General features: G+C 59.9%; 18 protein-coding genes. 7 read left to right on the forward strand and 11 right to left on the reverse strand.

All coding sequences use genetic code 11. From position 1 onward, the window contains the following. Position 1 precedes the first annotated feature (1 nt). The 3 genes from tsaE to ahcY all read right to left on the reverse strand — a co-directional run bounded on the left by tsaE (position 2) and on the right by ahcY (position 5,691). Positions 2 to 1,549, reverse strand: a complete 1,548-nt coding sequence (gene tsaE, locus QM780_RS18310) for a tRNA (adenosine(37)-N6)-threonylcarbamoyltransferase complex ATPase subunit type 1 TsaE (RefSeq protein ID WP_415071856.1) — start codon at positions 1,547 to 1,549, stop codon at positions 2 to 4. Positions 1,550 to 1,560: 11 nt separating this feature from the next. Next, entirely contained in the window at positions 1,561 to 4,032 is a 2,472-nt protein-coding gene (locus tag QM780_RS18315; protein ID WP_415071857.1) for an ATP-binding protein, read from the reverse strand. Between the two features lie 249 nt (positions 4,033 to 4,281). Continuing rightward, on the reverse strand, positions 4,282 to 5,691 hold the full coding sequence (gene ahcY / locus QM780_RS18320; RefSeq protein WP_415071858.1) for an adenosylhomocysteinase: 1,410 nt from the start codon (positions 5,689 to 5,691) through the stop codon (positions 4,282 to 4,284). 382 nt (positions 5,692 to 6,073) lie between these two features. Between ahcY and QM780_RS18325 the strand changes: the two genes are divergently transcribed. Further along, positions 6,074 to 7,495 carry a pilus assembly protein TadG-related protein gene (locus QM780_RS18325; RefSeq protein WP_415071859.1) on the forward strand — a complete coding sequence of 474 codons (1,422 nt, stop codon included), beginning with the start codon at positions 6,074 to 6,076 and terminating at the stop codon, positions 7,493 to 7,495. Positions 7,496 to 7,601: 106 nt separating this feature from the next. On the opposite strand, the gene QM780_RS18330 is transcribed toward QM780_RS18325, so the two are convergent. The 5 genes from QM780_RS18330 to QM780_RS18350 all read right to left on the reverse strand — a co-directional run bounded on the left by QM780_RS18330 (position 7,602) and on the right by QM780_RS18350 (position 11,465). Then, a complete protein-coding gene (locus QM780_RS18330) occupies positions 7,602 to 7,907 on the reverse strand; it encodes an HPr family phosphocarrier protein (protein WP_415071860.1) in 306 nt (101 codons plus the stop codon). Between the two features lie 9 nt (positions 7,908 to 7,916). Beyond that, positions 7,917 to 8,318 (reverse strand): PTS sugar transporter subunit IIA, encoded by a 402-nt coding sequence (locus tag QM780_RS18335; RefSeq protein WP_415071861.1) that lies wholly within the window; start codon positions 8,316 to 8,318, stop codon positions 7,917 to 7,919. A gap of 108 nt (positions 8,319 to 8,426) precedes the next feature. Next, entirely contained in the window at positions 8,427 to 8,903 is a 477-nt protein-coding gene (locus tag QM780_RS18340; protein ID WP_415071862.1) for an HPr kinase/phosphorylase, read from the reverse strand. After that, positions 8,887 to 10,734, reverse strand: a complete 1,848-nt coding sequence (locus tag QM780_RS18345; RefSeq protein ID WP_415071863.1) for a stimulus-sensing domain-containing protein — start codon at positions 10,732 to 10,734, stop codon at positions 8,887 to 8,889. Before QM780_RS18345 ends, QM780_RS18340 begins: the two co-directional genes overlap by 17 nt. A 26-nt stretch (positions 10,735 to 10,760) precedes the next feature. Next, complete coding sequence (locus QM780_RS18350) at positions 10,761 to 11,465, reverse strand: response regulator transcription factor (protein ID WP_415071864.1); 705 nt, start codon at positions 11,463 to 11,465, stop codon at positions 10,761 to 10,763. A 482-nt stretch (positions 11,466 to 11,947) separates the two neighbouring features. On the opposite strand from QM780_RS18350, the gene QM780_RS18355 reads away from it, so the two are divergent. After that, complete coding sequence (locus QM780_RS18355; protein WP_415071865.1) at positions 11,948 to 13,537, forward strand: phosphoenolpyruvate carboxykinase; 1,590 nt, start codon at positions 11,948 to 11,950, stop codon at positions 13,535 to 13,537. Between the two features lie 100 nt (positions 13,538 to 13,637). Further along, complete coding sequence (locus tag QM780_RS18360; protein WP_415071866.1) at positions 13,638 to 14,309, forward strand: dienelactone hydrolase family protein; 672 nt, start codon at positions 13,638 to 13,640, stop codon at positions 14,307 to 14,309. Positions 14,310 to 14,346: 37 nt separating this feature from the next. Here QM780_RS18360 and pyrE read toward each other — a convergent pair whose 3' ends face one another. Continuing rightward, on the reverse strand, positions 14,347 to 14,925 hold the full coding sequence (gene pyrE, locus QM780_RS18365; RefSeq protein ID WP_415071867.1) for an orotate phosphoribosyltransferase: 579 nt from the start codon (positions 14,923 to 14,925) through the stop codon (positions 14,347 to 14,349). Between the two features lie 59 nt (positions 14,926 to 14,984). On the opposite strand from pyrE, the gene QM780_RS18370 reads away from it, so the two are divergent. From QM780_RS18370 to QM780_RS18385, 4 genes are all read left to right on the forward strand, one after another. Continuing rightward, positions 14,985 to 16,754 (forward strand): ArnT family glycosyltransferase, encoded by a 1,770-nt coding sequence (locus tag QM780_RS18370; RefSeq protein ID WP_415071868.1) that lies wholly within the window; start codon positions 14,985 to 14,987, stop codon positions 16,752 to 16,754. A 74-nt stretch (positions 16,755 to 16,828) separates the two neighbouring features. Further along, positions 16,829 to 17,524 carry a TlpA disulfide reductase family protein gene (locus QM780_RS18375; protein ID WP_415071869.1) on the forward strand — a complete coding sequence of 232 codons (696 nt, stop codon included), beginning with the start codon at positions 16,829 to 16,831 and terminating at the stop codon, positions 17,522 to 17,524. Continuing rightward, positions 17,524 to 18,429, forward strand: coding sequence for a formate/nitrite transporter family protein (locus tag QM780_RS18380; RefSeq protein WP_415071870.1), 906 nt, complete (start codon positions 17,524 to 17,526; stop codon positions 18,427 to 18,429). Before QM780_RS18375 ends, QM780_RS18380 begins: the two co-directional genes overlap by 1 nt. 72 nt (positions 18,430 to 18,501) lie before the next feature. Beyond that, positions 18,502 to 19,452: an HAD family hydrolase gene (locus QM780_RS18385; protein WP_415071871.1), complete on the forward strand. Its 951-nt coding sequence runs from the start codon at positions 18,502 to 18,504 to the stop codon at positions 19,450 to 19,452. 115 nt (positions 19,453 to 19,567) lie between these two features. Here QM780_RS18385 and QM780_RS18390 read toward each other — a convergent pair whose 3' ends face one another. Beyond that, positions 19,568 to 19,696 carry a hypothetical protein gene (locus QM780_RS18390; RefSeq protein WP_415071872.1) on the reverse strand — a complete coding sequence of 43 codons (129 nt, stop codon included), beginning with the start codon at positions 19,694 to 19,696 and terminating at the stop codon, positions 19,568 to 19,570. Between the two features lie 186 nt (positions 19,697 to 19,882). After that, positions 19,883 to 20,275 (reverse strand): hypothetical protein, encoded by a 393-nt coding sequence (locus QM780_RS18395; protein ID WP_415071873.1) that lies wholly within the window; start codon positions 20,273 to 20,275, stop codon positions 19,883 to 19,885. Positions 20,276 to 20,548 lie beyond the last annotated feature (273 nt).

Genomic DNA, 20,548 nt, shown 5'->3' on the forward strand with positions numbered 1-20,548 from the left:
GTTAGATATTCAAGGCTTCCGCACGCTGGTTGCGAGGCAGGTTAGCGTCATACCATGCCTTGAGTGGGGCGAGATCATCGTGCAGCAGGTCACGTTCGAGATACCCCCAGATCCGTGGGAGATGGGCGAGATATTGCCTTTTTCCGTCCCGCATCGCGAGACGGGCGAAAATGCCAAGGATTTTTGTATTTCGTTGGGCGCCGAGCGCAGCATAGCTGAAGGCGAATTCGGTTTGGTCGAATTTGGGATTGCGGGCCGTGACGGCCGATACGTAGCGATCAAACATTTGTTTTTCGAGGCGTTCGGGCACGTCGATGCGAGCATCCTGCAGCAGAGAGACAAGGTCGTAGGCCGCAGGGCCGATCATGGCGTCCTGGAAATCGATGACACCGACGTCGCGGGGGGTGGACCGCTCGTCGAGCGCGATCAAGTTGGGAGAGTGATAATCCCGCAGCAACCAGGTCTTCGGTCCGGCCAAAACGCGGTCGAAGACAGGCGTCCAAAGAGCGTTGAATTCGTCGCGAGCGGATTTCGGCGCAGGTTCTCCGCGTAGCGCCGGCCAATACCAATCCAATAGAAGCTCGGTTTCGATTTCGAGGACACCGTGGTCTGCGACCGGCAACTCGAACAGACTGCCATCCGATAGTGGAATGCGTGCGGGTGGAGGTACGCGCTGGATTGCAACCAGAGTGTCGACACCTCGCGTCCAAAGCTCGTCTTGGCTGCGGCCTTTTCCGACTTCGGCGCCGAACACGGCATCGCCGAAGTCTTCGATCAGCAGGAGGCCATCGCCCAAGTCCTCAGCCAGAATGCGAGGCACAGCAATTCCCGCCGCTTCCAATGTTCGGTCGATAGCGACGAACGCTTTCACGCTTTCGGCGAGATGGGCGATGGCGCTATAGGGTTTGCCGTCGCGGATGGGCGGGCCGTCGGGGCGCTGCGGTGAATCCATCAATATGGCGCGCGTGCCGTCCGGCTTCACAAGGCGAGCGTAGCGGCGCGGGGATGCGTCGCCCTGCAAATAGCTGAAGGCGGTCCACGCGTCGCCCCAGCCAGCACGTTTGAGGAATTTGCGGATCGACACGAAACGGTCGAGGCGAGATGCAAGTCCGGCTGATGCTGCGATGCCGATGTTGCGGCGATCGAATGCCGCCGCTTCATCGAAACGAAGCGTGAGCCGTTCGGCGGGAATGCGGCCGTCGCCGCGCGAGGGCCATTCGACGATGGCGACGCCGCGCGAAAGTGCTGCGTCGAGCCCGAGCTCATCGAGTTCGCTCGGGTCGGACAGGCGGTAGAGGTCGAAGTGTGCAATGTCGAAGCGCGGGGTTTCGTAGGCCTGCACGAGCGTGAAAGTGGGGCTGGGAATTTCGAGCTTCGGATCTCCGGCGACGGAGCGGATGAGGGCGCGCGCAAATGTCGATTTGCCGGCGCCAAGGTCGCCCTCGAGGGCGAGGGTGTCACCCGCCTGGATCAGGAATGCGATTTCCTGCGCCAGCCGTCCGACGTCGGCTTCCGTCAGATTGGGAAATGAGTATTCCGAGTGTGTCATCGCGCCCGTATTTACGCTGCGCGCGAGCCGCCCGCCAGCCTGTCTTTGCTGTCCGCGCCGCCGTTCGTCATCTCAGCGAGCGGCCTGTCGGGGATACGGACGACGACGCGCGTGCCGCGGCCCTCTTCGGACGTGATTTCTATGGTGCCGCCATGAAGCTCTACCAGGCTTTTGGCAATTGAAAGGCCGAGGCCGGCGCCGCGGTGGTCGGAGCCGCGGCTCCGGCTCTCGAAGCGCTGGAAGACCCGGCCGATCTGATCTTTCGGAATGCCGATGCCCTCATCTTCGACGCGGAAATTGATGGTGCCGCCTTCGCGCCAGCAGGCGAGGTGCACTGTGCCATCGACCTTCGAAAAGCCGACGGCGTTCGACAGCAGATTGTAGAGAACCTGCCGCATGCGCGCTTCATCGACCAGGATTTCGGTGACGTCATCGGCGACGGCGATGTCGATGGTGAGGCGTGAGCGGATTGCGCGCTCGCGGATGCCGAGGATGGCTGCGTCGATGATTGCCCTCACTCCGACGGGAGCGAGCTTGAGTTCCATGCCGCCGGCTTCGATCGTCGTCAGATCCAGGATATCGTCGATAATCGATAGCAGAGTCTTGGATGAGAACATGATGTCGGTGAGATATTCGCGCTGCTTGTCGTTGAGCGATCCGAGGGCGGGGCTCGAAAGCAGCTCGGAGAAGCCGATGATCGACTGAAGCGGGGTCCGCAATTCGTATGAGATATGGCTGATGAAGTTGGTTTTCAGCCGGTCCGCCGCAACGAGTGCTTCGTTGCGCTCGAGGAGAGCACGCTCGGCGACCTTGGCATTGGTGACGTCGGCGAATGTCAGAAGGGTCGCGCCATCGGGGAGCGGCATCAGCGCATAGTCGATCACTTTATTGTCGGTGCGGTCCATCTGACCGGCAAACGTTTCGCGCTGGTCCTGGAATGCAGTGACGGCGCGGCCGATGCGCATCCATGTGCCGGCGTCGGGGAATAGCGTCTGGACGGCGGCGATGATTTCGCCGACGTGCGGCCCTTCCTTGAGCTTTCGTTGTGGGATCTGCCAGATGTCGCAGAAGGCGCGATTGAAGAGCTTCAGGCGCCCATCGGTGCCGAACACCGCGACGCCTTCCTTCAAGCTGTCGAGAGTTTCGCTCTGCACGTCGATTAGGGCATTGTAGCGGCTTTCGAGCGCGAGCCTGTCTGTCTCGTTGGCGAAAAGGTATGTGACGCCGCCGTCGGTGCGCTGTTCGGCGATGACCTTGACGATGCGTCCGTCGGTCAGATGCCAAACGTCTTCCAGGGCCACGCCGGTGCGCGAGGTCGCGAGCACCTGGGCTTTCCAATCGCGGTGGCTGACGACGGGCGGCAGATCACCTTTCTCGCGCAGACGGTCGAGGATATCGCTGTCGCTCGGCCGCGTCGCGAGCCATTCGGGGTCAAGCGACCACAAATTCGAAAAGGCGGCGTTGTGAAAGACCAATTTCTGGTCGCGATCAAAAAGCGCGACCGCCGTTTCAACGTGGTCGAGCGTACGGTCATAGGCGGCGACCTGACGGTCGAGTTCGCCTTGCGCGGTCTCGATCTCGGTGACGTCGATGGCGGCGCCGGCCGTCATGCCCTCGACCGGCAGGATGACGATGTCATGCGGCTTGCGCTGACCGCCGGCAATGAGGTGCACGCGGGCTTTATAGCTTTCGCCGGCGGCGACGGTCTTTGCCACCTGCTTGCGCTGTCGCGTTTCCAGCAGTTCGATCTGGCGTTCGAGGACTTCCAGTTCGGTGTCGGCTTCGACCGCTTTGACATATGCGGCATTGACCCAGACAAGGTGGCCCGCCTGGTCGCGAAGCCAAACGGGCATCGGCAAGGTATCAAGGAGGGCTCGGCTCGAACGAATATCGCGGGCGAGCGCGTCGTGCTGTTCGTCGATGCGGGCGATTTCGGCCTTATAGGTCGACACGTCTTTGAAGCGGAGAACAGCCCGGCCGCCGACAGCCCGGCCTTCGGCTTCAAGCGTGCCGCCCGCGATCGTCTTCAAGATGGTTCCGAAGGCTCGGCCATTGGCGAACAGCTTGTCGAGCAGGGCCTTCAGGGTGTCGGCGGAGCGCGCATCGAGCCATTGGCCGAAGCGCAGGATTTCGGCATGCTGTTCGGGAAGTCCCGGAATTCCGGTGAGTGTGTGGGCGGCGATGCGGACGGCCTGACCCTGCTCCCAGAATATCAAAACCTGCGGCTCGGCGCGGATGATGGCATCGGCGGCTGCGAGATTGCGGCGAAGGTGCTGGCTCTCGGCTTTGGCCTTCTTCGCATCGGCGCGTGCGACGCTCCCGATGCGCCAAACGACGAGTCCGGCGATGAACATTGCGCCTGCAATGAAGCCGACGGTCGCCATCTGGCGGACTGTGAGCTTGCCGGGATCAACGCCATGGCCGCCGACGAACACCGCGAGCAGGGTGGCCACCAGACCTATGGCTGCCGCAAGCAGCAGCATAAGCTGAAGTTTCGTTGCCAGACGTCGGCCAGATGGAGGCGCGGTGGGCATTGCATTCCGTTGCATGTGGATACAATCGGCCAAGGCGCGCGGGCACACCAAGGCGATCCGGGTCTCGCGACCGAATCATCCCGAGTATGGGGCTCGGAAGCGGCTGCCGCCACAGCGCGGGTCTCAGGCAAACGAAACGGCGCCAGAGTGTTTCCCTGGCGCCGCGATAGGCTCTGATTCGGATCGTGAGACCGGCGATCAATAGCGATAATGGTTGGACTTGAAGGGGCCTTCCGGCTTGACGCCGATATAGGCAGCCTGATCCGGGCGAAGCTTTGTCAGATTGGCTCCGATTTTCGCCAGGTGGAGCATCGCGACCTTCTCGTCGAGGTGCTTCGGCAACGTGTAGACTTCCTTGTGGTATTTGCCGTGGTTGGTGAAAAGCTCGATCTGGGCCAGGGTCTGGTTCGTGAACGATGCCGACATCACGAACGATGGATGGCCCATGGCGTTGCCCAGGTTCACCAGACGACCCTCGGACAAGAGGATGATACGGCGGCCCGTCGGGAACTCGATCTCATCGACTTGCGGCTTGATGTTGTTCCACTTGAAGTTCTTGAGGCCCGCGACCTGGATCTCGTTGTCGAAGTGGCCGATGTTGCAGACGATGGCGCGATCTTTCATGGCGCGCATGTGGTCGACCGTAATGATGTCCTTGTTGCCGGTTGCGGTCACGAAAATATCGGCGCGCGAGACGGCGTCTTCCATCGTGACCACTTCGTAGCCTTCCATCGCCGCCTGCAGGGCGCAGATCGGATCGATTTCGGAGACCATGACGCGGCAACCGGCGTTCCGAAGCGATGCGGCCGAACCCTTGCCGACGTCGCCGAAGCCCGCAACCATCGCGACCTTGCCGGCCATCATGACGTCGGTGCCGCGACGGATGCCATCGACGAGGCTTTCGCGGCAGCCATAGAGGTTGTCGAATTTCGACTTGGTGACGCTGTCATTGACGTTGATGGCAGGGAACAGGAGGGTGCCGTCCTTCTGCATCTCGTAGAGGCGATGGACGCCGGTCGTCGTCTCTTCCGAAACGCCCTTGATGTGCGTTGCAACGGTTGCGAACCAGCCCTTGGGCTTTTCCTTCAACGTTTTCTTGATCAGGGCAAAAAGGATCTGCTCTTCTTCCGAGCTTCCCTTGTCTAGGAATGCGTCGTCGCCATTCTCGGCGCGAAGGCCAAGGTGGACGAAGAGCGTGGCGTCGCCACCATCGTCGAGGATCATGTTCGGAACGCCGCCGTCGCCCCACTCGAAGAGCTTGCGCGTATAGTCCCAGTATTCAACGAGGCTTTCGCCTTTCCATGCGAAGACCGGAATGCCAGCGGCAGCGATTGCCGCGGCGGCATGATCCTGGGTCGAGTAAATGTTGCAGGATACCCAGCGGATGTCGGCGCCGAGGGCGGCCAGCGTCTCGATCAGCACCGCCGTCTGGATGGTCATATGCAACGAGCCGGCGATGCGCGCGCCCTTCAGCGGCTTCGATGCGCCATATTCCTCGCGGGTCGCCATGAGGCCCGGCATTTCGGTTTCGGCAATGGCGATTTCCTTGCGCCCCCATTCGGCGAGGCCGAGATCCTTGACGATGTAGTCGGTGAATTTCGTGCTCATCCGGTTGCCTTCCTCATAGATGGGGCGCGAACCTGCGCTGTCTCAGCTCAGATTTCGAGCGGTTACCGGGCGGGGCGCATGCGCCACCCGCTTCTCCGCGGCTGCTATAACGAAGTCGCGGGCGCGAGGCAATAACATATAAGCAAGTCTTTATGTCCCCGAGGCCGGAGAGCCGGATCCTCGTCCGCGCCGATTTGTGAAGTATCAACCAAGCTTATATGGTTATTTTACTATTTCATCTATAGATAAAATTTGATTTTTATTTAGTTCTTTGAAGTAACTCTGTATTAATCTCATAAACAACTAAAATTTAGCGCATTAATTTCCTATAAATCTATTCGCCCGCAATGTCGGCACGGAGTATTTTCCGTGGAGGCGGATAATGAAGGGCGCGGTTGTATTGCGTGGTGCGCGTGACGGTGAAACACTAACCGGTAAGATTTTGGGTGAGGGCGCCGGATTTCGCGCCAAGCTGGTTGCATTCAAGGCCGAGACCCAAGGCAGCATTACCATGACGTTCGGACTGACAATGTTGGTCCTGTGCGCAATGGTCGGACTGGCTGTCGATTATGCGCGATTCATCAACGCCCGCTCTCAAACGATCGAAGCCACGGACGCCGCGGTGCTCGCCGGCGCACGGGCGCTGCAGTCAAACGGCGGCGATCAGACGGCCGCGCAGACGGTCGCGCAGACGTACTACACGCAGGCCACGAAGAACCGCATTCAGGTCGTTCCGGGGTCCGACACCATCAATTTCATCGTGACCGATAACGGTACGGCGATGCAGACACAGGGCAACGTCAAGGTCGCGACCCCGTTCATGCACCTTGCCTTTCTCGGCACCGACAAGGGCAAGACCTTGCCGTTGCTCCGTGCGGATGGCTCCGACTATTCCAAGGCCGTTCTTGCCGTCGGAGGCAACGGCGAGACGAACCTTGAAGTTAGTATGATGCTCGACATCACTGGGTCGATGTCCGGGCAGAAGCTCACAGACATGAAGTCGGCGGCGAGCGACCTCGTGAATATCGTCGTGTGGAGCGATCAAAGCGAATACACGTCGAAAATCGCGATCGTACCGTTTGCCTACGACGTTCGCCTACCCACGTCGGCATTCAAACTCGCCACGGGTACCACAAAGACGACTTCTCCGTGCGTCGTAGAGCGTACGGGAACACAGAAATATACAGATGCTGCTCCGAAGTCGGGTCAGTACGTGATGGTGCATAGCTCGGCGAGCAACAAAGTCACTCCCACGTGTGATTTGAGTTCCAGCGAAGAATTACTTCCGCTCACGAGCGACAAGACTGCGCTGTTGGCTAAGATCAGTGGGCTTCAGACTGAAGGCAGCACGGCAGGCCATGTCGGCACCGCGTGGGCGTGGTATATGTTGTCTCCAAGCTGGTCTTCACTATGGTCATCTTCCAGCACTCCGGCGGCTTACGGGACGGACAAGCTGAAGAAAATCGCAATCCTGATGACCGATGGCGAATACAATACGTCTTACACGTCATACGGCTATCCCGTTTCCGAGTTGATCAGCGGCACGAAGGTAACCTGCAAGGGTTCCGCGAATACGGACTGTTCCGCTGCTCAGGCCGTAGCGCAATGCACGGCGATGAAAGCAAAGGGCATTGAGGTCTATACTGTCGGCTTCCAACTTGGTGGCAGCCAGCTTGCGATCAACACGCTTTCGAGCTGTGCGACGGACGCGGACCACTTCTACAATTCGTCGACTGGCGATGCGTTGAAGGCAGCTTTCCGCGACATCGCGCTGAAGATTTCAAGTCTCTACCTGTCGCAGTGACGGCGGGCACATCAAGACTTGCGAAGAGGGACGCTTAGGCGTCCCTTTTTTGTTTGCGTCTGGTGACTTCTCCGCGAGGAGCCGGCCACCAAGCACGCCGACGGATTTATGCGTCGCCGATGCATTCCTCGTCGAAGCCGGCTTCGACGAGATGGACAAGGGCTTGAAGGGCTTCGGGGCCCTGCGCGCCCTCGGCGACAATATGGAGTTCGGAGCCTGGGCCGGCTGCGAGCATCATCAGGCCCATGATCGAGGTTCCACCGACCGAATTCCCGTGATGAGTGACGGTGACGGTCGCATCGAAGCTTTCAGCCAGTTTCACGAACTTCGCCGAAGCGCGTGCATGCAGGCCCTTGACGTTACGGATGATGACGACGGCTTCAGGTTTCAAACTGTTCGCCAGTTCAGGCATCGCTTACTCTCAACCGCCGGAGAGTTCTTGGCTTGCGACTTTGATGTATTTCTTGCCGGCGTCGCGAGCCATAATGACAGCTTGATCGAGCGGTGTCTCGCCGCGAATGCTTGCAAGTTTTACGAGGATCGGAAGGCTGATGCCGGCGATCACCTCGGCCCTGGTTTCGTCCATTACGGAAATCGCGAGATTGGACGGCGTGCCACCGAACATATCGGTCAGGATGATCACGCCCTTGCCGTTGTCGACTCGCTGTACGGCATTCAGGATTTCGAGGCGCCGTGCTTCCATGTCGTCGTCGGGGCCGATGGCGATCGTCTCGAGTGCAGACTGTTTACCGACGACGTGCTCGAGCGCATTTCGAAATTCTTGCGCAAGCCCGCCATGCGTGACGATGACAAGTCCGATCATGTGCGACGGGCCATTTCACTACCGTTCGGCGCTGCCGATTGTAGCTTCGCCATTTGGCGCGGAAAGTGGCAAGTGTTTGCCATGGGTGCAAGCAGTTTTTGGATGGGCTCAGGCCTTCGGAACAATACGTGGCCTCGGCGCCATGCCGATGGCCGTTACAAGTTTAAGGGCGCTTGAGCTTTCGAACGGTGACAAGCGGACGAGGGCGACGTCGAAGCCCAGAATAGGCGTGAAAGGCCATGGATCAGGGTATCTTTCAATCGCATCCTTCGACGTAAGGTCGACGACCACGATCACGTTCGCCTCGGAAATCGCATCAACCTCAAGGATGCCAAGGCCGCGTACTTCAAGCTTGCCGCGCAATGCCGGAGGAGCGCTCACACGCAAATCCGGACCGTGCCTCTTTAGTATAACTTGATCGTCGGCCACAAGCTTCGGCGTTTGGCGAACGATTTCCGAGAGGCCGAGGCCCAGGCAACGAAGCGCAAGATCAGACTTTCCGGCGCCTGACGGGCCGCGGATCAGCGCGGCGCAGCCTCCGACAGCCACTGCGGTTGCGTGCAGCCGCTCAATTTCTCCAGGCAAGTCCAGCCCCCGGCGCGGGTGACAGCGGCAAGCGCACGGTGAAGCGGGCGCCTTTGCGCGAGGTCTCGTCGCCGTGTTCGTGATTTTCGGCGAAGATCTCGCCGTTGTGGCTGGCGACGATCTCGCGCGAAATCGATAGGCCGAGACCGGAATTCTTTCCCCGCTTGGCGTCGGTCAGCGGGCGATCGCTATAGAAGCGGTCGAAGATCTGGCCGAGTTTATCGGCGGGAATTCCCGGTCCTTCGTCGTCGACGGTGATCTCGACCTTGTTGCCGTTGGGCCGTGCGCGCACGGTGACGACGGCGCCTTCGGGTGAAAACGACAGCGCGTTGTCGATCAGATTGGTAAAGACCTGGCCGAGCCGGCTGTCATTGCCGCGTACCGTATAAGACGATGCGCTGCCGGGTTCGACGAAGAGGCGGATCTTGCGGCTGTCGTCCGCCAGCATATCGGTGAAGAGGCGGCTGATGCTGTCGAGAACCGAGCGGATGTCGATCGTCTGCATTTCCTGGCGCGCAAGTTCGGCATCGAGGCGCGACGTGCTCGAAATATCGTTGATCAATCGATTGAGCCGCTTCAGCTCGGCCTGGATTTCCTGGACGAGGGCGGTACGGTCGGCGTCCGATTTGGCATAGGCCATCGCTTCCGCGGTCGAACGGGCGGCGGCCAGCGGGTTCTTCAATTCGTGGGCGACGTCGGCTGCGAATTTCTCGCTCGCCTCGATGCGCCGGTAGAGGGCATTGGTCATGGCGACGAAGGCCCGGCCGGTTTGGCCTACCTCATCGCGGCGGGCGGTCAGATCGGGCAGTTGTTCGCGCGCGGAGATGTTCTGCGTGACCCGATTGGCAGCTTCGGAAAGCCGGCGCATTGGACCGGCCACGGTTCGCTCGAGCACCAGAGAGCTTCCGACGGCGACGAGCAGGGCCATTGCGGCAATCTGGAGGATCAGCCAGCGCTCGTCCCAGAGAACGTCGTCGATATCGCCTGGGTTCGTCGAGATCAAAAGAACGCCGAGAATTTTATTGCCACGTTTGATCGGCTCCGCCATCGACACGATCTGCTGACCGTGGCGGTTCAAAAGAAGGATGGGCGTCTCGATGCCATTGACGGCGGCGTTTCTGACTTCGGGATAGAGGAAACCGTTGGCGGTGCCGAGCTCGCGGTAGACTTTGAGTTCTTTGTTGATGACCCAGTAGTGCAGGCGGGTCCAGAAATTCTTGAGGCGAGGGGCTGGGTCGTTGGCGTCGGGCGGCGGCCCGGCGTCGTCGTTGTTGTTTGAGAACAGCGTGTCGCCGTTGAGAATCAACGTGCCTTTTGCGGAATAGATGCGCGCCGTGAGTTCGGCCGGGCCAACGAGCTTGCGCAGAATAATCGCCGCCTGATGCGGATCGATCGGCAGTTCGAGGGCCGCGAAAGCGTCGTCGCGTTGGGCGCGTAGCGGCGTTTTCTCGGGTATCCGATTCGGATCGAAAATCGCGCGTTCGTTGACGGCCCGATATGCGATGGCCTCCGCGGTGATGCGCGAGACCGTTTTTACGACGTCGACTTTGGCGTCGAGCAGCCAGCCGTGATGAAGGCTGAGGTAGAGCATCGCGAACAGCAATCCGGCGAGGCCGAGCAGGTTCGCAAGCAGAATGCGGCGTCTCAGGTTTTTCCCGATGACGCGCGCGATCCAGCCTTTTGCCAGCCAGCTGCCCGTTGCCGTCGCCGCGCGCATTGCCAAAGCGCGCGCATCGAACTTCCTCGGCTTCGGACTTGCCTCGGGCGCAGCGATTTCGCCGGCGGGGCTATCGAGCGCCGCAGCCGCGATGTCGTTGCTGTCTAATGCCATCCCGTCCCCGGTGGCTTGTCGGCTTCCTACTCTTTGAAGCGATAACCGACGCCGTAAAGTGTTTCGATCACGTCGAAATCATCATCGACCTGTTTGAACTTCTTGCGCAGCCTCTTGATGTGGCTGTCGATCGTGCGATCGTCGACATAGACCTGATCATCGTAAGCGGCATCCATCAGCGCATCGCGCGTCTTGACGACGCCCGGCCGCGTCGCGAGCGCTTGAAGGATCAGAAATTCGGTGACCGTCAGAGTGACGGGCTTGCTATCCCAATGGCAAGTGTGGCGTTCCGGATCGAGCTTCAGCTTGCCGCGTTCAAGCACGCGTTTGGCTTCGTCTTCGGTCGTGGTGCCGTCTTTCGGCGCAACGCGACGCAGAACAGCCTTGACGCGCTCGACAATGAGGCGCTGGGAAAAGGGCTTCGCGATATAATCGTCGGCGCCCATCTTGAGGCCGAACAACTCGTCGATCTCTTCGTCCTTCGAAGTCAGGAAGATGACGGGCATCGCCGATTGCTGGCGGACGCGGCGCAGAAGTTCCATACCGTCCATGCGGGGCATCTTGATATCGAAAATTCCCAGATCGGCTGGTTCTTCGGTCAGCGCTTCGAGCGCCGAGACACCGTCCCCGTAGGTTCGAACTTTGTAGCCTTCGGCCTCCAACGCCATCCGTAACGAGGTCAGGATGTTCCGCTCGTCATCGACGAGTGCGATGGTGCTCTTTTCCTTCATCTTTTCCTCTTCTGCCCCTAGGCCGCGGCGGGATGCGCACCGCGCCCTGTATGGCGCATATGGCGGCATGGTGTAGCAATTGTGGCGCTCCGTCCAATTGGGCTCTGGAGACTGAATAGCACCTGAATAGGCGACTGGGCGGCCAACGGCAAGCAATGCAGCAAAATTCGATGCCTACAAGTTCATATTTCCGCTTGTTTGCTGGCGATATTCAACCCATGGTCCGCATAAGGACGACTCGGGGGAATATGTAGTGGTAACATACTGTTACCGGTTTTTGCGCCTTCTTATCGCTCGAAATCCGTATGCAGGCTAGTGTCTAGGGCCATCCCATCCAACTTGATGCAGCTCATGGCAGAGCGGTCTTGTTGTGTGGCACCAAAGGCCAAGTTTAAGCGTTGCTTGCTAAAACGCATTGTGCAGATGCCCGTTCAATCGCATGCGCTGCGCCGAGAGGCGCTCATTCCAAAAGGCAAGGATTTATGACCGATTTGTTTCCTACTCAGTCGTCTCAAAAGGTTCGCCGAAATCTTCGCGAGGCCGAATTGATGGAGTACATCATCCGGCGCGGCGAGGGCAGGTTGGCGATAAGCGGCGCCGTTGCGGTTGAGACCGGGCAGCACACAGGGCGGTCGGCAGAAGACAAATACATCGTCCGCGATCAGGCGACCGATGGTGCGATCTGGTGGGACAACGCTAAGGAGATGTCGGAGGAGCAGTTCGATCGTCTGCTCGCCGATTTCATCGGGTTCGCGCGTCATAAAGAAATTTTCGTACAGGATCTCTATGCCGGCGCGGATCCGGAGCACCGGCTCAATACGCGGATCGTGACGGAGCATGCGTGGCAATCGCTGTTCATCCGTCATCTGTTGAGGCGGCCGGAGGAGAGCGAACTCGACGGCTTCGCGCCTGAATTCACAGTCGTCGACCTGCCGAGCTTCCGTGCAGCGCCGCTTTATCACGGGACGCGCAGCGAGACTGTCATCGCCTGCAATTTCACCAAGCGCATCGTATTGATCGGCGGGACGAGCTACGCGGGGGAAATCAAGAAGAGCGTATTTTCGTACCTCAACTATCTGCTGCCGACCAAGAACGTCATGCCGATGCACTGCTCGGCGAACGTCGGCAAGAAGGGTGACTCGGCGGTGTTTTTCGGCCTGTCGGGAACGGGCAAGACGACGCTTTCGGCCGATCCAGCGCGCGAGCTTCTGGGCGATGACGAGCACGGCTGGTCGGAGAAGGGCATCTTCAATTTCGAAGGCGGCTGCTACGCGAAGACGATCCGTCTTTCGAAGGCTGCCGAGCCGCAGATCTGGGACGCGTCGAACCGGTTTGCAACCGTTCTCGAAAACGTCGTCATCGATCCGGTGACGCGCGTGCCGAATTTCGACGACAACCGGCTCGCGGAGAATTCGCGTTCCGCCTATCCGCTCGATGCCATCGCCAACGCGAGCCCGACCGGCGTCGCGGGACATCCGAAAAATATCGTGATGCTCACGGCCGACGCTTTCGGCGTGCTGCCGCCGATCGCGAAGCTGACGCCCAGCCAGGCGATGTATCATTTCCTTTCCGGATTCACCGCGAAGGTCGCCGGGACCGAGAAGGGGATGGGCTCGGAACCGAAGCCGACCTTCTCGACGTGTTTTGGTGCACCGTTCATGCCGCGGCATCCGAGTGTTTACGGCAACCTCTTGCGCAAACTCATCGCCGAGCACGGTGTCGACTGCTGGCTGGTCAACACCGGCTGGACTGGCGGTAAATACGGCGAAGGTACGCGCATGCCGATCAAGGTTACGCGCGGGCTGCTCGATGCAGCGCTTTCCGGCCAGCTGAAAACGCTGCCGATGCGGATCGATCCGGTGTTCGGTTTCTCCGTTCCGGTCGCGATGGATGGAATTGACCAGAAGCTGCTCAATCCGCGTGAGACCTGGAAAGATCCCAAGTCCTACGACGCGATGGCTGCGAAGCTCGCGCAAATGTTCCATGACAACTTCGCGAAGTTTGCAGCCTACGTCGATGCGGACGTCATGAAGGCTAGCCCGGCGATCAATCCGGGCATCGCCGCGGAATGATGCGTCTTGGCTCCGGGCGACGCTGGTGCGTCGCCTGGGGCGTTGATCAAAGCGGGTCCCACGCCTAGAAAGACGCGCCGGCTAAACTGGAGCGTCTCCCATGGGAACCCGTATTCCTTTCATCCGTCCCGACGGAAAAACGGCGGAAGGCTATCTTTCGCTCGCGGGCAAGGGGAATGTGCCGGGCGTCGTCGTCATCCAGGAATGGTGGGGACTGCAAGACCAAATCAAGGGCCTGTGCGATCGATTTGCGCTTCTCGGCTATGATGCACTGGCGCCGGATCTCTATGCCGGAACGATCGTACCCTATCACGACGCCGAAGCTGCTGCCCGCGAGATGAATTCGCTGAATTTTCTCGAAGCGGCCGATCAGCTCGTGCGTGGCGCGGCTCAGTTTTTATTGCGATCGAGCCCGAAGGTTGCCGTTTCAGGATTCTGTATGGGCGGGGCTGTTGCCATTCTCGCCGCCAGCCGCGCGCCGGAATTTTCGGCAGTTGTGCCGTTCTACGGGTTGCCGCCGGATACGGTTGCAAAACCTGCCGACGTGAAAGTTCCGCTGCAGGGCCATTTCGCAAATACCGACGATTACATCACGCCGGAAAAGGTCGATGCGTTCGAGGCAGGATTGAAGGCGGCCGGCAAGACGTTCGAGATCTATCGCTACGATGCGAGCCATGCCTTCATGAACGAGCAGCGCTCCGTTCACGATCGCCATTGCGCGGAGCTCGCGTGGGCGCGCACAGCAGCGTTTTTGAAGACGCATATCGGGTGATTTGTTGTCCTCGTCATGAAGGCGAGGACGACAAGACTCACTTCCGGAAATCAGCGAGCGTCAGCAGCGGTTCAAATTTGAGCCCGGCTGCGGCGAAGGCTTCCTGAGCACCGTCGAGGCGATCGACGATGGTTATGACGCGCACGATCTCGGCGCCTGCTGCTTTCAGCGCTTCGGCGGCCTTCAATGCCGAGCCGCCCGTCGTCGTAACGTCTTCGACAACGACGACTTTTTTTCCGGCCATGCTCTCGCCCTTCGCCAGTCCTTCGACAAGCGATTGAGTGCCGTGCTCCTTCGCCTGCTTGCGGACGAAGAACGCAGAAAGTTTGCGGCCTTCGGTGAAGGCGACAGCGGCAACGCTCGAAGCGATCGGCACGGCGCCCATTTCGAGGCCGCCAATCAGGTCGGCGTCGGCGCCTTGAAGCTGATCCAATATCAAGGATGCGACGAGATAGGCGCCCTCACTGTCGAGCATCGTCGGCTTCATATTGAAGTAAAACGTCGAGGTTTTTCCCGACGCCAGCTTGAATTCCGGCCCTTCCTGGAAAGACCGCAATTTGATGAGTTCGATAAGGCGCGCCCGGCGGGCGGCACGATCAGCCGATTTTCCTGGCATTCGGACGGAAGCCCTTGCGTTTTGTCGTTCGGATGCGCAAACACCCGAGTTCCGAAAGCATGTCAAGTTTCGAGGGGGCATTCGTGGTGGATCGCCAGCGCACGATGTGGATCTGGTGGGCGTCGCTCGCGGCGAAGCCAAGGGCGGCGTCATTGGCGCTGGTTGCGTTGTGTGCGATCGTCTATCTGCCCGGGATCGTGCGGCTGCCACCGGTCGACCGTACCGAGGTCATCTGGTCGGAAACGACGAGAGATATGGTGGCTCGCGGCGATTGGACCGATCCGCGGTATGGCGACGCCGTGCAGCAATATCGCCCGATCGGCACTTTCTGGGCGCAGGGCGTGGCGCGATGGCTCGCCGGGGAAACGCATGATCGCGATATCAGGGTTTATCGGCTGCCTTCGTTCTTCGCGGTCATGCTGGCGGTGCTGGCGCTATTCTGGCTTGGGCGCGGACTGGTCGGGGCCGAGACCGCGCTGATCGCGTCGGCGCTATTCGCGGTAGCGCCGTTGACGGTGCTCGTGTCGCAGCTGGCGATTGCGGAAGGATTGTCGCTGCTGCCCGCGACTGTCGCGATGCTGGCGCTGGCGCGAATTTACGTCAATGACGACGAGCCGTTTGCGACTGCGGTTCTGTTCTGGGCTGCTGTTGGCATCGGCATTCTCATTAACGCGCTGCTCGTTCCGATCATCGTTCTGACGAGCTTGATCGCGCTTTATGTCTTCGACCGCGACCTGTCTTGGTTGAAACGCCTTCGCCCGCTCATCGGCATTCCGATTGCGCTGGTTCTCGGGGCGCCGTGGCTGATCGTGCGCGCACATCAGGACGGCGTGGCGTTTTCGGGAATGAAATGGCGCGAGTTTCTCGGCGCGTTGGGTGGCGCGCAGGACATGAAGCTGCGAGCGTTTCCGGGAACTTTCGTGCTCGCCGCGGTGCTGGGTTTCATTCCCGGAACAATGCTGATCGGAACGGCCTGCAAAAGATTTTGGGCGGCGCGTGATCAGCGACTGCCGCGTTTCCTTTTGGCTTGGGTCGTCGGCTATCTGATTTATCTCGAAGTCCTGTCGTCGAAGCCCGGCACCTATATGGTGCAAACGATGTTTCCGGGGCTGGCGCTTGCGGTCGCGATGGTCGTCACGAGTGAGCACGGTGAAGGCAAGGAGCCGGAATGGAGTGGCTTCCGGATCTGGCCAACGGCGCTGGCTGTCCTGCCGCTCGCTCTCTTCATCGGCGTCTATGCCTTCGTCGGCGAATTGCCAAGTATTCCCGCGTTTATTCTCATTGCCATCATCGCAGGGCTTTTCATCTGGACGGGACGGCTTGGGCGCGAAGGGCAATTGCGCCGGTGGGCATTTCTCGGGATTGGGGCGGTCGGGCTGCTGAGCATCACGCTGCTGGGTGTCGTGCTGCCGAGCATCAGCAGGATCTGGCCGGCAAAGGCGATTGCTACGGCCATTGCGGCCTGTCCGCAGGCGAATGCGTATCTTATCGGCTATCGCGAGCCATCGGGGCGCTTCCTGCTCGGCATCCCGCCTGAGCGGCAGACTCCCGAGGCGCTGGCGGCGACCGCGGAGGGCAAGACACCGGCGCTTTCGATCGTTGAAGACCGCTGGTCCAAACGGACGAACTGGACGCTGCAGTCGAAGTCGCAGGCGCCGCTGCAGCAACCGGCAGGCTGCGTCTCGGTTTATAATGTTATGCGCGGCTGCCCGCTCTATTTCCGCATCTATTCGGCGGATCCTTCGGCGCCATGCACGATGCCGGCTAAATTCGCGTGCTCGGACAAAGTCGAGCACGTTGGCTTCGAGAAATCGGGCGATTGCGACTGAAGTTCAGGGGCGCCACTGCACTACGGCCGCCGCAATGCTATATAAAAGGCAAATCAGCCAAGGACTTTTTCAGAATGTTCAATCCAGAACGACCGCCCGAGATTAGCGCTCAGCGTTGGCTCAACTCCGATATGAAGCGGACGCTCAAGGCGGAGAAGGGCAAGGTCGTCGTCGTCGCGATCTGGCAGCTCGTTTGCCCCGGATCTCAGAAATTCGGCCTGCCCCAGGCGATGCGCCTGCGTGGCGCTTTTGAGGAAAGCGAAGTCGCGGTTTTCGGTCTGCACATGCCTTTCGAACGGTTCGATGAGCAGACGCCGGAGAAGGTCGAAGCTTATCTCAGCGAGAACGGCATCACGATCCCTGTTGCCCTTGACAAGCCGAATGGCGAAGAGCTGCCCGAGACGATGAAGGCTTACGAGCTGCAGGGCACGCCGGCTCTATTGCTGTTCGACCGGCAGGGACGCCTGCGCAGGCACTATCTCGGTGCGGTCGACGATTTCCGGCTCGGCGCGGAAGTGATGGCGCTGCTGATCGAAGACAAGGACAGTCCGCGCGAGATGTCGATTGCGCTCGAGCGGAAGCTTGCGGCAGCACTTGTCGATCCGGAAGCCCATCATCATCACGAGCACGGCGATGAATGCGGCTGCGGACATGATCACAGCCACGATCACGAGCATGGCCACGGGCATCACGACCACGACCATGATCATGGTCCGGAGATCGCGCATGGACTGCCCGGCCACGTGCACGGACCGGGCTGCAAGCACTGATGTCGGGCAGCAAGCCGGCCAAGGACAAGGTGTCGGAAGCGCAGGGCGAAAAGGAATCCCCCGCGGCTGAGCCGACGCCGGGTTCGGGCCTCAGCCGCAAGGAGAAGCAGCAGGTTCGCGAGGGCGTGCGGCATCGTCCGGCGGTCGTTTATGAAATCATCCGGGTGCAAGGCGAGATCGAGCTTCGCCGTCCGGTTTCGGCATTGTGGTGGTCGGGCGTTGCGGCCGGAATTTCAATCGGGCTTTCGTTTCTGACGGAAGCTGCGCTTGCCGCGCATCTGCCCGACGGAGGCTGGTCACCGCTGATCGCCAAGCTTGGCTATGCCGCCGGCTTTCTGATCGTCATTCTAGGGCATCAGCAGCTGTTCACCGAGAACGTGCTCACCGCCGTGCTGCCGATCATGGCGCGCAAGCAGGTGCAGTGGCTTCTACGCATGGTGCGATTGTGGGGGATTGTTCTCGCCGCGAACCTCGTCGGCTGTCTGATTTTCGCGTTGGCGCTCGCGTTCCTTCCCATCGTCACGGCGGACGTCGCCATTGAGCTGTCCAAGATCGTCAATGCCGTGATGAGCAATTCCCCGGCAGAGATGTTCGCCAAGGGCATCGGTGCGGGCTGGCTGATCGCGGCGCTGGTCTGGATATTGTCGTCGACCGAGCACGTCGAATTTCTGATCATCACGCTTCTGACGTATCTGATCGCGCTGTTCGGGTTTACGCATATCGTCGCCGGAAGCGCCGAGACGATCTATGGCGTTCTGACCGGCGGCGTCTCGACCGAAACGGCGGTCTTTCGGTTTTTCCTGCCGACGCTGGCGGGGAATGTGTTCGGCGGCACGGTGCTCTTTTCCGTGCTCAGTTATGCCCAGGTCCGCGAGGAAATTTACGCCGACCCCGACGCGAAGTAGGCCGTTCGACTTTCTCGCGCCACCCGAATCACGCTTTTCTCCGCCCTACAAGTCGAGAGCGGAGTGAAGCCCATGGTCGAACGGGTTGGCGGAAGGCGAACTCGCGGTTCCGAGGAAGGCGATACGGTCCGAAACAAGCCTTTCGCGACCGGGCGGCTGCGCGCGGGGGCCGAGCCGTCGGCGCCGGACAAGAAAATCATCGCGCTGGTCTATGACTTCGACGGTACGCTGTCGCCGAAACCAATGCAGGAATATGCGTTCCTGCCGAAGCTCGGCATCGAGCCCAAGGACTTTTGGGCTGAGTGCACGCGAGTCTCGAAAGACGAACGTGCGGACGCGCTCATTACCTACATGCACCTTCTCTACAAGAAGGCGAAAGAGAAGGGCGTGCGCATCGACCGCGCCGATCTCGTCGCACAAGGAAAGAAAGTGGAGCTATATCCGGGCGTCGAAACCTGGTTCGACGCGATGCACGCCTATGTGAAGAAGCACGCGAGCGACGCGGGCATAATGGTAAAACATTATCTGGTGTCGTCGGGGCTGACGGAGATCATCGAGGGGACGAAGATCTATCCGCATTTCGCCAACGTGTTCGCCAGCGAATACTGGTTCGAAGCCTACGACCTGCCGTTTCCGAAACGAGTGATCTCGGATACCGGCAAAACGCAATTCCTGTTCCGCATCAACAAGGGTATCGAGGACCTGGGGCAAAGCATCAACGCGCACATGCCCGAGGACGAGCGGCCGATCCCGTTCTCGAACTTCATCTACTTCGGTGACGGTGATACCGACGTGCCGTCGATGGCGCTGCTGAAGAAGAACGGCGGCCACGCGATCGCGGTGCATGGGCCGGACGAGAGCGACAAGAAGTGCGTCGAGCTTTTCAAGGCAGGTCGTTGCGATTTTTACGCCGACGCCGACTATCGCAAGGGCTCGGATTTATGGAAGCGCACGTGCCTGCTGCTCGATCGCATCATCGCGGACGTGAAGGTGAAGGAAGAGGCCCGGGGGTTGGGAGAATAAATTGTGCCGTCATCCCGGCGGAGGCCGGGATCTCGTCGAACGTCGCAACTGGCATTGATTAAACGGTCTGGGTGCCGACCTTCGTCGACATGACGACGCTTAGCTGAAACCTCGCTCAATGCCCTTCGATCTTCACGCCGGGAAGGTCGATTTTTATCTTCGTCTGATTGGCGTCGTAAAGCATGTATGCCAGCACGACCACGGCGACGAAAAGCACACCGATGATGATCGATTTGATGTCCATCGCCTGTCTCTCCTGATGGCGTGAATAGAAACGTCAACGCATCAATCGCCATGCCGGCAATTCGAAGTCAAGTGCGCGGCGGATGCCCGTCGCGGCAGATCAAAGATCATTCTCGCGAAAAAATGACGGCCCCGCGAAAGCGGAGCCGTCAAATCACTCAAGTCGTCGTTCTGCGTCCAACTGAGGTCAGTAGCAAACCCAGATGAAGCGGTCATAGTACGGTGACCAACGCCAGCAGCTGCCGACGCCGTAAGCCCACCAGCGGCCGTGCCAATAGCGGCGATGCCCGCGCCAGTGGCCACGACGCCAATGCCGACCGCCGTTCCAATGCCGACCGCCATTCCAATGACGCCCACCGCGCCAATGACGTCCGCCACGGAAATGGTGTCCACCGCGGAAATGACGTCCGCCTCCGAAGTGACGACCGCCGCCGCCACGGTGCCTCACTTGCTCGATGCCGTTGTGGCCTCCTGCCCGTTCGCCGAGATCGATCTTGCCGATAGTCGGTTGCGCTTCCGTGGTGACCGGCACCGCCAATGCCGTCATCAGCGCCATCACTGGGATGAGAATGCGTTTCATTGTGGCTCCTTGCGGGTTACTTCGAACTGTCTAAACAATGCCTCGGACGGCGACACGATCTAAGTCAAATCAACTGTTTTCATTCTGCTCTGGTTCCAAAATCAATCATCGGGGATTAACCGGAAATGAATTGCGCCAACTCGCATCTCATCCGGATGTCGTGGTAGACATCGGTTCGCGCCTGCGCACGGGACGGTGGTGCGGCGCATCATAAGATCACGAACGCCGCTGACGTTTGCGAGAGCCGACGCGACTTTCATCAGAGATCTTCGA

The sequence above is a fragment of the Hyphomicrobium sp. genome (assembly GCF_047600905.1).
GTDB lineage: Bacteria > Pseudomonadota > Alphaproteobacteria > Rhizobiales > Hyphomicrobiaceae > Hyphomicrobium_B.

Coding starts and splice junctions, on each gene's coding strand:
- QM780_RS18395 (WP_415071873.1), bottom strand. CDS start 20,275: ATGAAACGCATTCTCATCCCAGTGATGGCGCTGATGACGGCATTGGCG.
- QM780_RS18375 (WP_415071869.1), top strand. CDS start 16,829: ATGTTCAATCCAGAACGACCGCCCGAGATTAGCGCTCAGCGTTGGCTC.
- QM780_RS18385 (WP_415071871.1), top strand. CDS start 18,502: ATGGTCGAACGGGTTGGCGGAAGGCGAACTCGCGGTTCCGAGGAAGGC.
- QM780_RS18330 (WP_415071860.1), bottom strand. CDS start 7,907: ATGCCTGAACTGGCGAACAGTTTGAAACCTGAAGCCGTCGTCATCATC.
- QM780_RS18370 (WP_415071868.1), top strand. CDS start 14,985: ATGTCAAGTTTCGAGGGGGCATTCGTGGTGGATCGCCAGCGCACGATG.
- QM780_RS18350 (WP_415071864.1), bottom strand. CDS start 11,465: ATGAAGGAAAAGAGCACCATCGCACTCGTCGATGACGAGCGGAACATC.
- QM780_RS18315 (WP_415071857.1), bottom strand. CDS start 4,032: ATGCTGCTGCTTGCGGCAGCCATAGGTCTGGTGGCCACCCTGCTCGCG.
- ahcY (WP_415071858.1), bottom strand. CDS start 5,691: ATGAGCACGAAATTCACCGACTACATCGTCAAGGATCTCGGCCTCGCC.
- QM780_RS18345 (WP_415071863.1), bottom strand. CDS start 10,734: ATGGCATTAGACAGCAACGACATCGCGGCTGCGGCGCTCGATAGCCCC.
- QM780_RS18380 (WP_415071870.1), top strand. CDS start 17,524: ATGTCGGGCAGCAAGCCGGCCAAGGACAAGGTGTCGGAAGCGCAGGGC.
- QM780_RS18335 (WP_415071861.1), bottom strand. CDS start 8,318: ATGATCGGACTTGTCATCGTCACGCATGGCGGGCTTGCGCAAGAATTT.
- QM780_RS18355 (WP_415071865.1), top strand. CDS start 11,948: ATGACCGATTTGTTTCCTACTCAGTCGTCTCAAAAGGTTCGCCGAAAT.
- tsaE (WP_415071856.1), bottom strand. CDS start 1,549: ATGACACACTCGGAATACTCATTTCCCAATCTGACGGAAGCCGACGTC.
- QM780_RS18360 (WP_415071866.1), top strand. CDS start 13,638: ATGGGAACCCGTATTCCTTTCATCCGTCCCGACGGAAAAACGGCGGAA.
- QM780_RS18325 (WP_415071859.1), top strand. CDS start 6,074: ATGAAGGGCGCGGTTGTATTGCGTGGTGCGCGTGACGGTGAAACACTA.
- pyrE (WP_415071867.1), bottom strand. CDS start 14,925: ATGCCAGGAAAATCGGCTGATCGTGCCGCCCGCCGGGCGCGCCTTATC.
- QM780_RS18390 (WP_415071872.1), bottom strand. CDS start 19,696: ATGGACATCAAATCGATCATCATCGGTGTGCTTTTCGTCGCCGTGGTC.